The sequence below is a fragment of the Xanthomonas sp. NCPPB 2250 genome, assembly GCF_056725265.1.
Map to the genome: position 1 here is coordinate 2704786 of NZ_CM161520.1, position 16814 is coordinate 2721599.

At 68.4% G+C, this 16814-nt stretch carries 4 protein-coding genes; all 4 read right to left on the bottom strand.

The window, feature by feature from the left end:
* Positions 1–5: 5 nt before the first annotated feature.
* Genes AC1PMG_RS10640 through AC1PMG_RS10655 form a run of 4 tightly spaced genes read right to left on the bottom strand, consistent with a single transcriptional unit; the run spans position 6 to position 16782 of the window.
* Positions 6–656, bottom strand: a complete 651-nt coding sequence (locus AC1PMG_RS10640; RefSeq protein WP_481108864.1) for a glutathione S-transferase family protein — start codon at positions 654–656, stop codon at positions 6–8.
* A 3-nt stretch (positions 657–659) separates the two neighbouring features.
* Positions 660–3293 carry a 50S ribosomal protein L11 methyltransferase gene (locus tag AC1PMG_RS10645; RefSeq protein ID WP_481108865.1) on the bottom strand — a complete coding sequence of 878 codons (2634 nt, stop codon included), beginning with the start codon at positions 3291–3293 and terminating at the stop codon, positions 660–662.
* A gap of 29 nt (positions 3294–3322) precedes the next feature.
* Positions 3323–7879: an amino acid adenylation domain-containing protein gene (locus AC1PMG_RS10650; protein WP_481108866.1), complete on the bottom strand. Its 4557-nt coding sequence runs from the start codon at positions 7877–7879 to the stop codon at positions 3323–3325.
* A gap of 11 nt (positions 7880–7890) precedes the next feature.
* On the bottom strand, positions 7891–16782 hold the full coding sequence (locus tag AC1PMG_RS10655; RefSeq protein WP_481108867.1) for an SDR family NAD(P)-dependent oxidoreductase: 8892 nt from the start codon (positions 16780–16782) through the stop codon (positions 7891–7893).
* Positions 16783–16814 lie beyond the last annotated feature (32 nt).

Genomic DNA, 16814 nt, shown 5'->3' on the forward strand with positions numbered 1-16814 from the left:
GAGACTCAGCTGGAGGATGGATGCGACATGCCCGGGGGCGACGCGGCCGCTCCGGGAGGCGCGGTGAAGAATCGGCTCGGCCATGGGCGACCGATGCATTGCGCCAGCCAGCGGCGCACGTCCGGGAACGCCGCTAGGTCGATCGATGTGGCGTGGACCGAACTGATGACACCGGCCACGTTCACGTCCGCCGCGGTGAACGCGGGGCCGAGCAGAAAGCGGGAGCGCGCGAGCGCGCGATCGAGCACGGTCAGCGGCGTGGCGAGACGCTTGGCATGCTCCGCGGCTCTCCCCGTGCTGTCCGCAAGCGCCGCGACCACATGCGGCTCGACGTCGCTCACGGCCCATAAGCTCCATTGCAGCACCGTCGCCTGCTGCGCCAACGCCGTCGGCCAAAGCGGGCCGCCGGCCTTTATCGCCAGGTAGAGATTGATCGCGATCGACTCCCAGACCACCACCGCGCCATCGCGCAACACGGGCATCCGTCCATTCGGATTCAGGGCCAGGTACGCGTCGGATTTCATGTCGTCCGCGCTGGCGCCTACCCACTCGTACGCCAAACCCAGCTCTTCGAGCATCCACAGGCAGCGGAACGTGCGCGATGGCAACGAACCGTAGAGGATGGGCACCGTCGGCCCGGCGTCCGCGTCGGCCATCGCTCAATCCCTGGAAGGGAGAAATTTCGCGACGAACCGTTCCGCGATGCGCGGATCGATGCCATGTGCGGCCGGGTCGACCGCGAAGCGTTGCGCGAGCTCCGCCACCCGTCGGTATTCGGCCGGATCGGACATGCAGTGCTGGAAAAGATCGGCGGTCTGGGCCTGCAGCTCGCTCGCCTGCTGGAACACGCGCGGATCGAAACGGGGTAGCGCCGAGAACGCGTCAGGCGGCACGGCGTCCTGCCGCCAGCGGAACATCAGCGAACTTCCGTTGTGACGCGCGGTGAGCGGCAACGCGTCGTCCTTCGCCACTCGCACCTCGGGAAGAAACTGCAACCCCTGCTTCCAGTGATAGCCCGGACCCTGACCGGGTTCGTTCGAGAGCCACCGTCCGGGCGTCATTTCCAGGTCGAACCAGAATAGCACCGCGCCTGCGATGCCGTCGGCCTTCGCGACGAGGTCGAGCTCCTGCTCCTGCGGGGACGGCTCGGCCCGGGCGAAATCGAAGGCGAACACGTCGAACGGTTCGCTCAGCGGCCGGTAGTCGATCTCGCGGGCATCGACGTTGGTGAACTCGGCCGTGAAACGGTAGGGATTGAGGAGGTTGACGTCGATGTCCAGTATGCGATCAAGCCGATACTCGACGAGCATCGCGCGCAGGCGCCCCGCCATCGGGAGATAGGTGGCGCCGTCCGCGAGCAGGTGCTCCCGCGCATGCGCCAGGAAATGCAGTACTCCCTCGCCGATAAGGCTGCAATCAAACAGTTCGAACAGCGCCAGTTCGGCGCGTTCCGGCAAGGATGCCGACACGGATAGCGCGCGACAGTCCATGGCGAGCACATCGACCCGTTCGTCCACCCCGTTGGCGGCGGCCACCTCGCCGGCGATGCGCGCCAGACGCGTATCCACTTCGCATGCATGCACGCGCGCGCCCATCTGCGCCGCCATCACCGACAGCAGACCGCAGCCGGCCCCGATGTCCAGCACGCGCGTGCCTTCGGCGCCTGAAAGGCGCAAGGCGAGCGCGTCGTGATAGGCCTGGTTGCGGGCGCCGTCGAGCACCATCGGCACGTACCACGACGGCAGCATGGCCGTGCGCGGCATTCGTGCCGGCGGCACCGTGGCAATCGACAGGCGCGTGGCCTCGATGCCTGCGCGGATCGTGAATGACTCGGCCGCTGCCACGTCGACGGGATCGATGTAGTGAGCCGCGGGCCGCAGGCAGCGCAGCCCGCCGTCAATGCCGGTATCCAGCCGCGCATCGGCCAGTTCGATCGAGAACCAGAACAGGATCGCCTCGACCGTGCCGTCGGCGGTCACCGTGAGCTCGCGCGTCCGCACCTCGGGCGCGAAGTCGTTTAGGTCGATGTCGCCCAGGTCGGTCGCCGCGGTGAGCGCCCTCCAGCTGTCCGCGGACGACGAAACCGCGAGGGGATAGGGACTCCAGCGAAGGGATGACAAGGGGCGGATGTCGACGCCGGCCCCCGGATAGTTCCACTGTACCGCCATCGCAAAAAGACGCGCGCGACCCGGCAGCACGCGCAGGTCGGGCGCCCCGCGACGGCGATAGCGTTCGGCGATGCGCACGATGCCCGTTCCCAGCAACGTATGGTCGATGTCGGGTACCACGAGCCAGTCGTAAGTCGCCGGCTGCAGGGACGCGTCGTCCTCGGGCAGCACGTCCACGTGCGCGGCGAAGGTTTCGAACGACGCGCGCCGCTGCTCGTCGTTCCAGCTCGCGATCTCGCCGACGTGCGAGGCATGCCAGGCCGCCAGCAGGTGCTTCTGCACCACACCGGAAGCGATCCGCGCGTCGATAGCGGAAGGCTCCACGATGGTGACGTGCGCCGCGCCGTGCGCCAGGGCACGCAGGGCCAGCACACCGAGTTCGCTGCCATGCATGAGCACGCGCTTGCCGGCCGTCGATCGCAGCGCCTGATCCCAGGCTCCGAGCCAGCCGTCGTCGTCCAGCCTCGCGAGGGCGTTGCGCGAGGCCTGGTGCGCGCCGTAACGGACGAGGTGCTGGCGAAGCCCACCCACCATGGCGGCGTTCATCGATTCGGGAATCGTCGGATCGACCAGCAGGACGGGATCGAACGGCATCGAAGGAAGCTGTTCGGGCTCGCCGGACGGCACTGCCGATTCCGGGTCGAGCGCCTGTCGCAGGATGTCGTCCTTGCGCAGTTGTTCCTGAAGCCACCCGATGCGTTCGGCGACGTCGGTGTCGTCGGGATCGAGCGCCTGCACGCGCAGATAGGCGGCAAGCGCGGCGGCACGGTCGCGCTCGTTGTGGTACGTATCGGCCAGCAGGCGGTGTCCCACGACGGAATCGGGATCGATCGCGACGATGCGCGAAGCGTCCTCGATCACCGCGCCGGGTTCGTCGAGGCGCACGTTGACCCGTGCGCGTTCCGCGCGCCAGCGCACTTCGTCGGGTTCGATCGCAACGAGCTGGTCGAGGTAGATAAGCGCCTGCTCGAGGTCGTTCTTGCCGAGCGCGTCGTCGGCCATGTGTGAGAACACCGGGATACCCTCACGCAGCACGTCGTGCGGCACGCGTTCCAGCGCGGCCTTCATCCCGGCCGGATCGCCGCGCCCGAGGGCGCGCGCGAGCTCATCCTGCCAATCCACCATGATTGCGACGCTCCCTGCTTCGTCGCGAGTTATAGTACGAACCGCTCCCGTTCCTTGGCAACCTCGGAACCGGCGGACGACGCCGCTTCGCGCGACCAGCGGATCGTTTCGATCCGCTGCGCGAGTTCGCTCAGATCCCGGCATTCGAAAAGGGTCTCGAAGGGGAGATCGACGCCGAACTCCGCATGCACTCGCGCGAGCACCCGTATGCCGAGCAGCGAATGCCCGCCCAACTCGAAGAAGTTGTCGCGACGACCGACGGCATGCACTGCGAGTACGTCTTTCCAGATGCGGGCCAGCGCTTCTTCCGTTTCGCCCGTGGGAACGCCTCCGGTCGGCTCGCCATCGTCCCGTCCTTCGGGCAACGGCAGCGCGTCGCGATCGAGCTTGCCGTTCGCCGAGAGCGGCCACGACGAGAGGCGCACCACTGCGGTCGGCACCATGTGCGGCGGCAGGTGGGCCTTGAGATGGTCGCGCAAGGCATCGATCGCGATCGTTTCCCCATCCACCCCTGTGACGTAGGCGACCAGGCGCCGATCGCCCGCGTATTCCTTCACCACGACCACCGCGTCGCGCACCGACGGATGGGCGGCCAGCGTGGCCTCGATCTCGCCTGGTTCGATCCTCACGCCGCGCAACTTCACCTGGTGGTCGCGGCGGCCCAGGTATTCGATCGTACCGTCGACGCTGCATCTCGCTAGGTCGCCGGTGCGATACATGCGCTGACCGGGTTCGGTCGCATGGGGATCGGGGATGAACCGGTCGGCGGTGAGATCCGGACGATAGCGGTATCCGCGGGCCAGGCCGGTCCCCGCGATGTAGAGCTCGCCCGGCACGCCGGGAGGCGTCGGATCGAGCCGGTCGTCGAGTACGAGCATGCGCGTGTTCCAGATCGCCCGGCCGATGGGCACCCGGTCGGGCACGTGGCCACGTTCGCATTCGAACGCGGTGACGTCGATCGCCGCCTCCGTGGGGCCATACAGGTTGTGCAGCCGCGCGGTGGCATGCGCGGCCAGGAAGCGACGGGCGAGATCGGCGGACAATGCTTCGCCGCTGCAGATGAGATGACGCAGTGCGGGAGCCTCGACGATAGGCACGCGAGCGAGGAAGGCGGCCAGCATCGACGGCACGAAATGCGCCACCGTGATGCCCTCGTCGCGCAGCATCCGATGGAGATGGTCGACGTCACGGTGGCCGTCGGGACGCGCGAGCACCAGGCACCCGCCGCACATGAGCGGCAGCAGGAACTCCCACACCGATACGTCGAAGGTATAGGGCGTCTTTTGCAGAATGCGGTCGTGTGGCCCGATCTCGTAGGCATGCTCCATCCAGCGAAGCCGGTTGAGCAACGCGGCGTGCGGGATATCCACGCACTTGGGCATGCCCGTCGATCCGGACGTGTACATGGCGTAGGCCTGCGACGCGCCATCTACGGCGACCGCCGGGTCGGTGGACGGAAAGTCCGCGAACGCCGTTGCGTCGACCACGCACGTCGGCGTGTCGCCGCGCAGCGCGGCCAGCCTCGTCTGGAGGCGGGCCTCCGTCGCGACGAGACGGGGCCGGGACTGGCCCAGGAAGTACCCGAGCCGTGCGTCGGGCGAACCGGTGTCCAGCGGAAGATAGGCAGCGCCGGCCTTGAGGATGCCGAGCATGGCGACCACCAGCGCACTGCAGCGCTCGAAGAACAGGCCGACGAGCGCACCGGCATTTACCTCGATGAGGTAATGGGCGAACCGATTGGCGCGTTCGTCGAGTTCGCGATAGCTCAGCGTCTCGCCATCTGAGCGTAGTGCGACGGCATCGGGGGTCAGCCGCGCATGCTCGGCGAAACGCTGGTGAACGGGGACCAGGCACGCGGCGTCGATGATGTCGCCGGTGCATCGCTCCAGCAGTCGCACACGGGCCGCGTAGCCGAGTAACGACAGGGCACGCGGCGAGTCCGTCGGTCGCTGTTGTGCCGCGCCGTCGAGGAAATGCACGAAGGCTTCCAGCAGCGCCTCGCGCTCCCACGACGACGCGGATGCACCGGCCATGTCGAACCGCACCACCGGGCCATCGGCGGAACCGCGCCGCACGATGCGGATGATCGATGGCCCACGTACGGATGATACGGCGCTGCCGGCGGACGGCGAGTCGTGCACATCCACGACGACGCGAAAACCGGGGCCCTGCTCCTCCGGCAGCCGAGCCTGCATCGAGGCGACCGCCGCCAACTCGGCGAACGCGACAGACCGGTTCGCGACGATGCGCCGGACCGCGTTTGCCATGTCCTCCGTTTCGTCCCTCCGGGACACCACCGGTACGAGCGCCTCGCGCGGCAATCGGATCGACGATGCATCCGCTTCACCCTGGCGCAGCACCACACCCACGCGCAGCACCGGCACGTCGGTGATCCGGTGCAGAAACAACACGGTCCATGCGAAAAGCAGGTCGTGGGGGTGATGTCCCAGGCTCGAGGCGCAGGCGTCGATGTATGCCGCGAGGCGCGGCGAAAGCTGGCGCTCCAGAGTGGATCGCTCGCGTTCGTCGTGGTCTCTGGCGAAGCCCTCTTGCGCGGGGAACGGGTCCACCGGGATGGCTTCCAAGACGTCGGCATGCCATGAGTGCGGAACCTCCGCGATACGGGGTGCATAGGCTGCCTCGCGCGACGCGTGCAGATCGGCGACAAGCATCGCCTCGTCGGACAAGGCATCCACGTCCGGCGCACCCTCGGGCTCCCGGCTCGCCGCCAGGCAACGTCGCACGATCGCCACGGCCTGCGTCTCGTCCACCGCCAGGGGGTGAAATCGAACATGCAACTCGGACGCGTGGCCCGGCCGAAGCACGAGCAGGCAGGCCATCGCCGGCATGGCCAATGCGTCGGACGCGACGTCGGTGACGTCGCTATCGCTCACCCGCACCTCGACGCGCGCCGCCGGCAGGACCGCCTGCCAGGCGCCCTCACGCGCACTGCCGCCGAAGGCCAGGCGCAAGGCGGCCGTGGTTTCCGCGACGGCGTTCACGGCCCGCTCCAGCGATGAGGGATCGACATCGGCCGGCACTGGCGCGACGACCCGGAGCGCAGCGAGTCCCTGCCCTCCCTGCCGTCGGTAACCCATCCAGCGAAGGCGCTGGATGGCGGTCAGCGGATAGCGCCTTCCGGAGGCGCCGGACGACAGGCGCATGTCGATGCGGTCCAGCGGTGCGTCCGGCGCCTCGGCCACGAAGCGGGCGACCCGAAGGAAACGCTCCGCAAAGGCCTGGATGACTTCGGCGTCGAACAGCCCGGTGGCGTAGACGAATTCGCAATCGAGGCCGCCTATCGTGGGCTGCGCGATCAGGGTGAGATCGTTGATCGCGCCGGATGGCGTACCGTGCACCGGGCCGATCTTCAGCCCCGCCACGCTATCGCCGTCGCGCTGCGCGTCCCGCAATACGAAATCGACCTGCGCGATGGGTTCGTGGGACAGATCGCGCCGGCCCACGCGCTCGGCGACCAGCCATTCGTAGGGAAAATCCTGGTGACTGAACGCCGCGAGCGCGCGTTCGCGCACGCGGTCGAGGTGGGCATTGAACGACGATCCCGCCTCGACCCTCGTACGCAGGGCGAGCAGGTTGACGAACAGACCGATGACGCCGCCGATCCGGGGATGCGTTCGCCCGGAGGATGGCGTACGGATCACGACGTCCGGCGTGTCGCACAGGCGCGCGAGGAACACCTGGAACACGGCGAGCAGGGTCATGTACGGCGTAGCGCCCGCCGCGCGCCCCAGGGCGTTCAATCGGCCCAGCGTCGGCGAAGGGACCTGGAATCGGTGCGTGGCGCCGCGGAAATCGCGCCGTGCCGGCCGTTCGCGCTCGAGGGGGAGGCGCAGCAGCGCAGGAGCGCCGTCCAGGTAATCTCGCCAGAACACGCGTTGCGCATGCAACGCCTCGGCGGTGAGGCGACCGCGCTGCCACACTGCGAAATCGGCATAGCTCATCGACGCCTCGCGAGAGTGTGGCGGCGAACGTCCGGCCCGGAACGCCGCATACGCCTCCATGAGGCCGGCGACGAAGATCTGCGACGACCAGCCGTCCCAGACGATGTGGTGCACCACCCACACGAAGACGTGAGACGCCGTGGCCCGCCGCAATAGCGACGCGCGAAACAGCGGGGCGACGCGCAGGTCGAACGCAAGCTCGGCCCGCTGCCGTATGGCCTTCAGGCAGGCCTCGTCGTCGGCATCCTCGAGGTCGACCCATTCGACGAACACCGGAAGCGTCGCTTCCGCGACCTGCGAGGCGGTGCCGTCCGCAGCGGTCACGATGCGCATGCGAAGCGCATCGTGCCGCTCCACCGTCCACGCCAGCGCCCGCTGCAACGTGTCGGCATCGAGCGGACCGTCGATGCGCAGCGCCACGGTCTCGTTGTACGCCGCGACCTGCGTACCGAGCCGTTCGACCAGCCACAAGGCTTCCTGCGCGTAGGTCAAGGGCCCGGGCGCGCCCGGCGCGCGCGCAGGCTCGGGAGCGGCCACACCACGTCGCTGGCTAAACAGGCGATCCGCCAGCGCCTGCAACTGTTCGGGCGACAAGTCGGGGACGTTATCGGGTTCGGAAGACATGCGGGTTTCCTTCATCCTTCGCTTTCGGCGGCGACCTGCCTGGCCAGTTCCATCACCAGCAGCTCGCTGAGCCGGACGATCGTCCCTTCCGGCCGCAGAAGGGCGGGCACCTCGATGGTCACGCGGTAATGCTCGTCGATCATCGCGACGACCCGGGCGGCGAGAAGCGAGCTGCCGCCGAGATCGAGGAAGGGATCGAAGATGCCGATGGACGAAAAGCCGAGAACCTCGCGCCAGATGTCAAGCAGGGTCGTCTCCAGTTCGTTGCGCGGTGCCACTACCTCGCGGTGCGACAAGGCCAGCAGCGACGTGTCCCCGATCTCGTATCCCTCGGTCGCGCTCCCGTCGGGCTCCGCGTCGCGGCATGATGCGAAGGCGGCGTCGCGAACGCCGACGCATCGCCCGACCCGGATGCCTGCGGCATCGAACAGGTCGATATCCACCACGATGGCCCGATCGTCGCCCATGTCGCCACGACGTATCCACGCAGTCCGGGCCTCGGCGACGCGCCCCCCCATCCACAGTTCCCGGCAGGCAAGCGCGGCGGGCAGCACGACGGTGCGCTCGTCGTCGCCGTGGCGTGCGACCTGTAGGGCGGCCGCCTGCAAAGCGATGTTCACCAGCACAGGCGGCAGGCCAAAGCCGGCATCCACCTCGGTGGCGGCCGGAGACGCGTCGATGTCCACCACGGTAAAGGGCTGGCCGTCCTCGTCGGCGCCGCGCGCCACCTCGCCATTCCGCCGGTAGGGCTCGCCGAATTCCAGGCCGATGCGCCGCATCATCCCGATCCATTGCGGCGCCGGCATGCGGTTCGCGGCGAGAACGCGCCAGGGACCGAGGTCGCCGCCCTCGTCGGACGAATTTTCCGCCGGTACCGCCGTGCCACGCAGGTGCGTCCGCCGGGTCCCGTCGCCATCATCCGGTACCAGCGAATACACCTCGACATCGAGTCGTCCCGCTGCGGCGAGACGCATGCCAACGTGCACGGTCACTGGCCTGGACGCGATCTCCACCGGGCCGTTCCAGCGCAGGTCCAGCAGGCGCACGGCATCGCCGGGACGGCCCGCTACACGCTCCACCGCGGCGCGGAGCATTTCCAGGCACAGCACGTCGGGCAGCAGCCGCAGACCGCGCACCTCGTCGCGAACCGCCCAGGGTTCGTCGCCGGAAAACGTGCTGCTGAAGCGGTACTCGCCGATGTCGGAGCTGTTCATCTGCAACAGGGGATGGAGCACCGGCACGCCCAGGCGTCCGTCGTACCCGATCGTTTCCACCCGGCGCGGCGCATCCGGCAGCGTAATGGCGGGCGGAACGACCGCCTGCGGCGCCGATGGCAACCAGAGACGCTCCCTGGCGAAGGGATAACCCGGCAGCGCGAGGATGCGGCGCCGACGCGGATGCAGCCGCGCCCAGGGCACCTTGCCGCCACGCGCCCAGAACATGGCCAGTTTCTCCGCGTCCGCTTCGCGCAGGAACGTCTCCAGCAGCGCGTCTCCCGCGCTGCCGCTGGTGAACGAATGGAAGTCCGCGGCCTCCGCCGGACCGCCACTGAAGACGGTCGTGCCGGGCACCGGCCGTTTGTCGCCGGCGAGCCAGGCATCGAATGCGGCACGCAAGGTGACGCGATCGCCCACCACCAGTGCGAGCCGGTGGGGCATCGCCTCACGGCCGCATTGCAGCGTATAGGCGAGGTCGCCCATCCTCATGCGCGGATCCGCGTCGACTGCCTCCGCCAGGGCGCGTACGAGGGCATGCAACCGATCCACGCCGCGCGCCGAGACGATCACCACGTAACGATCGGCGAACGGTTCGGCCGGAACGACGTCCGCCGAGACCTGCTCGTACTCCGACACGACCAGGCAGGCATTCGAACCGCCCGCGCCGAACGAATTGATCAGGGCGGTCCGCGTGCGTTCGCGCGGCCACGGCTCCACGGCCCGCGGCAGGCGGAACGGCGAACCCTCCAGGACGATCGCGGGATTGGGCGGTTCTGTCTGGATCGTCGGCACCCTTTCCCCATGGCGCATCTGCAGCAGCACCTTGGCCAACTGGGCCATGCCCGACGCCGCCTCGGCATGGCCGATGTTCGATTTCACCGCGCCTATCGCGCATGCGTGCTCAGGCAACCCGGAGAAGACCGTGCGCAGCGCGGCCACTTCGATCGCATCGCCCAAGGGCGAGCCGTTCGCCGCCGCCTCCACGTAACCGATCGACGACGCCGAGATGCGCGCCTGCCGCAGGGCTTCGCGCATGACGGCCGCCTGCGCGTCCGGATTAGGCACCGAATAGCCATTGCTTCGGCCGCCATGGTTCAACGCCGATCCCTTGATCACGCCGAAGATCGTGTCCGCGTCCTCGATGGCGCCGGACAGTGGCTTGAGCAGCACGGCACCGACGGCCTCGGACGGCAGATAACCGTCCGTCTGTCCGAAACTCCGGCCGGTGGCCTGGCTGGCGAGCATCTGAGCCTGCCCGAGCGTGATGTACTTCTTCGGATGGAGCGACAGGTTCACTCCCCCGGCGATGGCCAGTGTGCACACGCCCGCGCGCAGGTCCGTGCACGCCATGTGGATGGCGGCGAATGCCGACGAGCACATGGTGTCCACGGCGATGCTTGGACCTTGCAGGCCGAAGAAGTAGGACACGCGGTTGGCGATGGCGGCCTGCGGAGAGGTGCCCAGGGCGTCGACGCCCTCGTCGTCGCTCGTCGCGCCGTATTGGTTGTACATCGAGCCGACGTAGACGCCCACATTGCCGGCATGTTCCTCGCGCAACGCATCGCGCGTGTAGCCGCTTCCCTCCAGCAGGTTCCACACCGTTTCCAGGTAGAGGCGCTGCTGGGGATCGGTGAACCGCGCCTCCACGGGAGTCATGTTGAAGAACAGCGGATCGAAGGCATCCACGTCGTCCAGGAAACCGCCCCATCGACAATAGGTCTTGCCGAAAAAGGCCTTGCGCGCGTCGAAACGGGCGTCGTGATCCCAGCGTTCGGGCGGTATCCCGGTGATGCTGTCGGTACCTGCACGCAGGTTGCGCCAGAACGCGTCGAGGTCCGCGGCCTGGGGAAACCGTCCGCTGAACCCGACGATGGCTATGTCGTCTTCGATCGCGTCACACCTGGGCGCGGCATGGCCACCCAGGATCGACGGCGCCGACCGTGGCGGGCGCGCCGGCGCCGCGGCGGCCGCCACATGCGCATCGGGCATGTCCGCTGCCACGCCGAGCAGCCGGGCCACGGCCGGACGATGTTCGCGCAGCAGGTAGCCGTTGAGCGATACGAGGTCGTGGTGCTCGAAGAACAGCGTCTTCGGCAACGAGCCGAACGACTTCTCCAGCTCGTTGGTCATCTGCATTGCGAGGATCGAATCGAAACCGTAATCGTCCAGCGGTGTGTCCGCCGAAACGCGATCCAGCGGCAGCTTCACCGCGTTGCCGAGCAACGCGCAAAGCGAGCGCAGCATGCGGGACGCGAGCGGATCGGTCGACGGCGTCGGCTGCGCCTCCATGGCCGGGCGCACCGAAGGGGTTTCCACCGCTACGCCCGCCGACGCCAGCAAGCGGCGCAGGGCGCTCTCGTCGCCGGCCAGCACCAGTTGCACGCCATGCGCTTCGCCGAGAAGTCGCTCGAGCAGGTCGATGCCCTCCTCCGTCTCCAGGGCACGCTGGCCGCTCGACGCGAGGTACGACGCGGTCGCTTCGGCATCGCCCATGCCGAGCCCGCCGTCGCGCCACAAGGGCCACTGGATCGCGATACGCCGTACGCCCGCCGGCGCGGCGGCAACGCATGCGGCCTGAAAGCGGTTGGCCACCGCATAGGCGCATGCGCCGAAATCCCCCAATACCGCCGACGACGAAGAAAAGTGGCAGATGAAATCGAGCGGATGCCCGGCGAACGCTTCTTCCAGCACCAGGGTTCCCGCGACCTTCGGGGCAAGCACGCGTGCGATATCCTCCGGCGCGCTGTCGAACAGGCTTCCGGCAGCGGCGATGCCGGCGGCGTGGAAGATGCCGTCGATGCGCCTGCCGTTTTCCTGCGCGGCATCCATGGCCGCGCGCAACGACGCGACGTCGGCGACGTCGGCACGCGCGTGGATGATCCTCGCGCCGTGCGCTTCCCATTCGCGCATGCGTGCCTGCGCGGCCGCGTCGGGCGCCGATCGTCCGACCAGCAGTAACGTGGCCCGGTAGCGCCGCGCGAGATGCGCGGCGAGGTGCCCACCCAGGCCACCGAGCCCGCCGGTGATGAGATATGTGCCGCCATCGCGCAGCACGGCGCGCGTATCCGTTCGGGGCGTCGGCACCATTCGCCGCACGCGGCGCTCGCCGTCCTCGTGGAACGCGCTCACCGCCGCCGGGTCGGCCATGTCGCGCAACGCATTGTCGAGCGCGCCGCGCATGGCGGCGTGCGTGTCGGCCTGCGCGTCCACCACGGTGCCGACGATCTGGAGCGCATAGGGAGCGATCCGCCGGAGCGACGGCACCAGGGCGATCCAGGCATCCACGCACGCGCGTTCCATCGGAGTGCGGCACAAGGCGGCCAGCACGATCCGTGACGGGGGCGGATCGGCCAACGCCGCAGCGCGCAGAAACGCAATGAGAGCGGGTATGTCCGACGGGGCGGGCGCCCGTTCCACCGCCCAGAGGACCACGAGAGCGTCCGCTGCGCCCAGGTCCTGCGGGGCCGGCGCCGTTTCCGCGGGGAGAAGGCGGAAATCCACGGTGGTGGCGGCGTTATCGAACACGTCGCGCGACGTCGCCAGCGCGTGCACGCACACGATGCGGCCGGGCGTCGCCGCACCGTCCGGGGTCGGCGCTTCGTACCAGCGCTCATGGAACGTGACCGGCTCAGCCGGCGCCACGGCGCGATCGCCGCCTTCCATCCGGCGCGCGGCGAAACCACGCATCCGCACCAGCACGTTGCCCGCGTCGTCGCACAGCGTCACCTCGAGCTTGCGCAGAGCGGCGCTGCTCCCGATGCCGTTGCGGATCACTGCGTAGGCGGCGCCATGGCACGCAGCGAAGACCTCGAGCATGTCGAGGGCATACGGTACGTAAGGCGTCATCCGTGCCGGCGCGGCGGAAACGTCGCCGGGCACGCGCATCAGGCCGAGAGAGGCCTGCAACGCGCCGTCGAGGATCGACGGATGCAGGCCGAACCGGTTCGCTTCCGGGCGCGCGGCGTCGGGCAGGTCGAGGCGGACGAGCACGGTGGGCGCCTGTTCGGCATCCTTCCCTACCCATACCCCCCGCATGCTGCGGAACGATTCGCCGTAGCGCAGGCCACCCGCCTCCAGGAGTTCGTAGCACTCCGCCACCGGCAGTTCGTCGTCGCAGCCTGCGCGAACCGCATCCATGTCGATTCGCGGCGGCGCGTCCTCGCAAGGGGTGGCGGCGCACTGGAAGTGGATCGTCCGCTCCGTGCCCTCGCCGGCGAATATCTCGCAACCGAGTTCGCCCGATGGCATGCGATACAGCCCGACATGCACGGCCGCGACGGTGCCCGTGGCGACGATCGGCTGTACCCAGATCGCGTTGCGCAGACGCCAGCGTCCCGGCGACGCGTCGCCCATGGCGCGAGCGAGCGCGGCGTGGGCCATCTCCAGGTAGGCAACGCCCGGCAGCACTGGCGCACCGTTCACAACGTGGTCGCGGAAGAAAAACTCCGTGCCGTCGAAGCGCGAGGTGAAGCGCTGTTCGTCGAGGCTGGACGTATTCTCGTGCACGACCGGATGAAGCACCGGTCGTCCGCCGGCCGTGGAAGACGCGCGCCGCTCCGCCGCTGCGCTTTCCTCGACCCAGTAGCGCTCGCCGGCGAACGGATAGGTCGGCAGCGGGAGTCGGCGGGGCGCGGGATCGGCGTAAACGGCGCTCCAGTCCAACAGGTCGCCGGCCACCCACGCGCGTGCCACGTCGGCGTACCGGCCTTCCGCGAGCGCTGAACGGATGCCCACGGGCGACGACATCGCTCCGCCGGTACCGCGCCCGGAAGGCGATACCGCTCCCTCGAACACGTCGTGTCCTTCGGTCGCCTCCGCGAGAAAGGCCCGCAGCGCGCGCTGGAGCGAATCGAGATCCCCGGCGACGAAGGCGACGCGATGGGCATGCGATTCCCTGCCCCGCTGCAATGTGTGCGCGAGCCGATGCAGGCGGTCGCCCGTCGCCACGGCGTTACCGTAGGCCAGGTAGGCCAGCAGGCGGTGCGCGCTCTCGCGCACCTGCGCCGGCGTCTGCGCGGAGAGCGGCACGATGGCGGGCGTGGACGGCGGTACGCGGAACGGGTCGTCGCGCTCGACGTATTCTTCTAGGATCGCGTGGGCGTTCGACCCGGCGGCACCGAACGAACTGACCGCCGCGCGCCGGGGGTGGACCGTCTCCTCGCCATTCACGACCACGAGCGGTCGGTTCCAGGGCGCGGTGCACGTCTGCACGACAAACGGGGTGGTCGCCCAGTCGATGTGCGGATTGGGGCGCTCGCCGTGCAGGGACGGCACGAGGGTCGCGTGGTGGAGCTGCAGCGCGACCTTGATGATGCCGGCGATGCCCGCCGCCGATTCCGTATGCCCCATGTTCGACTTGATCGAACCGATGGCGCAGTATCCGACCGCGTCGGTACCGGTGCGGAACGCCCGGCCCAGCCCCTCGATCTCGATCGGATCGCCGAGCGCGGTACCGGTACCGTGGGCCTCGACGTAGCTGATGCTGCGTGGATCGACACCTGCTTTCGCCATGCAGTCGGCGATCAGATCGGCCTGGGCCACCGGGCTCGGCACGGAGATGCCGCTCACCGCGCCTACGTGGTTGACCGAACTACCGCGTATCACGGCGTAGACGTGGTCGTTGTCTTCGATGGCTCGCGCCAGGGGCTTCAGCACCACGACACCTACGCCTTCGCCGGCCACGTAGCCGTCGCCGCCCTCGCCGAAGGTGCGGCAACGGCCGTCGCTGGAATGCATGCCGAGCAAGGCGAAGGTGAGGTATTTGCCTGGATGCAGCGAGAGGTTCACGCCGCCGGCCAGCGCAACCTGGCATTCGCCCTGGCGAAGACTCTGCGTGGCCATGTGCACCGCCGTCAGCGACGAGGAGCACAACGTGTCGACGACGACACTGGGGCCGTGGAAATTACAGAAATACGACACCCGGTTGGCGATCGGTGCGTTGGACATGGCCAGCGATTGCAATTGCCCGTCGAACAGGCGCTGCGCCTGCCATAGCAGGTAATCCTTGTGCATGACGCCGGCGAACACGCCGACCGGCCGGCGCTGGCCCGCGCCGTGCGGGGGCACGAGGTTGCGCGGGGTGTATCCCGCGTCCTCGACCGCTTCCCAGGACACTTCGAGGAACAGGCGCTCCTGTGGGTCGATCGCTTCTGCCGCGCGAGGCGTGACGCGGAAGAACCGGGCGTCGAACCGATCGACGTCGGCGACGAATCCACCCCAGCGTGACACCTCCCTTCCGGCGATCGCCTCGATGCCGTCGAAAAGATGCCAATCCCATCGCTCCGCAGGCACCTCGACGATGCAGTCCTTGCCGGCTTTCAGGTTTCGCCAGAGTTCGCCGATGTCCTTCGCCAGCGGGAAGCGGCCCGCCATGCCGATGATGGCGATGGGCTCGTCTCGCGCCGGTTCCCGCGCTGGCACACAGGATTCGATCTCCGACCCCGTGACCGGGACCGGCGTCGACGCCTGGGCCGGAACGCACGCGAGCACGTCGCCGTAGCGCTCCACGAGATGATCGGTGAGTTCGTCGATCGTGGTGTATTCGAACAGCAGCGTCGGGGACAACGACATCCCGAAACGCTCCTCGAGGAGCTTCACAAGGTGAAGCAGGCCAACCGAATCCAGGCCCATCTCGTAGTAGCCGACGGATGGATCGATGTCGGCCGGCGACACCCCTAGACGGTCGGCGATGCCGCCCGCGATCAGCGCGCGCAGCGATGTCGGAGCGTCGTTGGCCGTTTCGGCCGCCGCCGGCGATTTCCCCGCGGGAGCCGGCGGCTTCGGAACGCGGGTGCCGCTGGCCAGGCTGACGATGGGGGGGGCCTCCCCGGTGGACCGACCGGATGCCTCGCTGATGGCGTCCTGGCGACGCAAGGCCTTCAGTGCCAGGTTGCGCAGTTCGGCGACCTTGCGACCACCCTCGTCGAGGAAATCGATGGTGACCAGGAACAGGTCGTTTCGCCGCCGCAACGTCGAATGATCGATGCGCGCGATGCAGCGTCCGCGGACCAGCGACGTGGCCCGGAAGCCGTCATAGGAAAGGGGAATGTACAGGCCGCCACCCGGCGAACCGTCGTCGATGTCTGAGCCGGGCAACATGCCCGACGCGCAGGTGACGCCACCGTCGAGCAGGGCCGGATGGAACATGTACTGCGTGTTGCTGTCTTTCGCCTCTTCGCTCAAGCCCACGTCGGCGAACGCATGGGTCGGCGTCGAGAAGCCCACGCCACGCACCTGCATGAAACCGCTGTGGACCAGCCCACGTGGGCGGAACGTGGCGTAGATGTCGTCCGAATCCAGCCGTCCCTGCGGCACGGGCGGTTCGGCCTGGTGTTCACCTGGGTCGAAACGCACCTCGCAGCGATGCATCTCCGCCATCGCGTAGCACGCCTTTTCCGCAACCGGCCGGCCGTCCTGCTGTCGCGTGCCCTCGACCAGCACCCGCCATACGCCGGGACGGATCTCCGGGGCCTGGATCTCGACGAGGATGTCGTCGTTTCCCGGCAACACCATGGGCTGGTGGATGGCCAGGTGGCGCAGCTCGAGTTCGGCGAAATGATGGCCGCTGCGCCGGAAGAACTGATAGATCAGGTCGATGTAGGTCAGGCCCGGCAGCACCTTGAAGCCGTGCACCTGGTGGCTGGCCACGACCGGGTTCGAGTTTCGTACAAGGAACGTCACGCCCATGCCGATGCCACCCGTCGTTGCGTTGTGCGGTC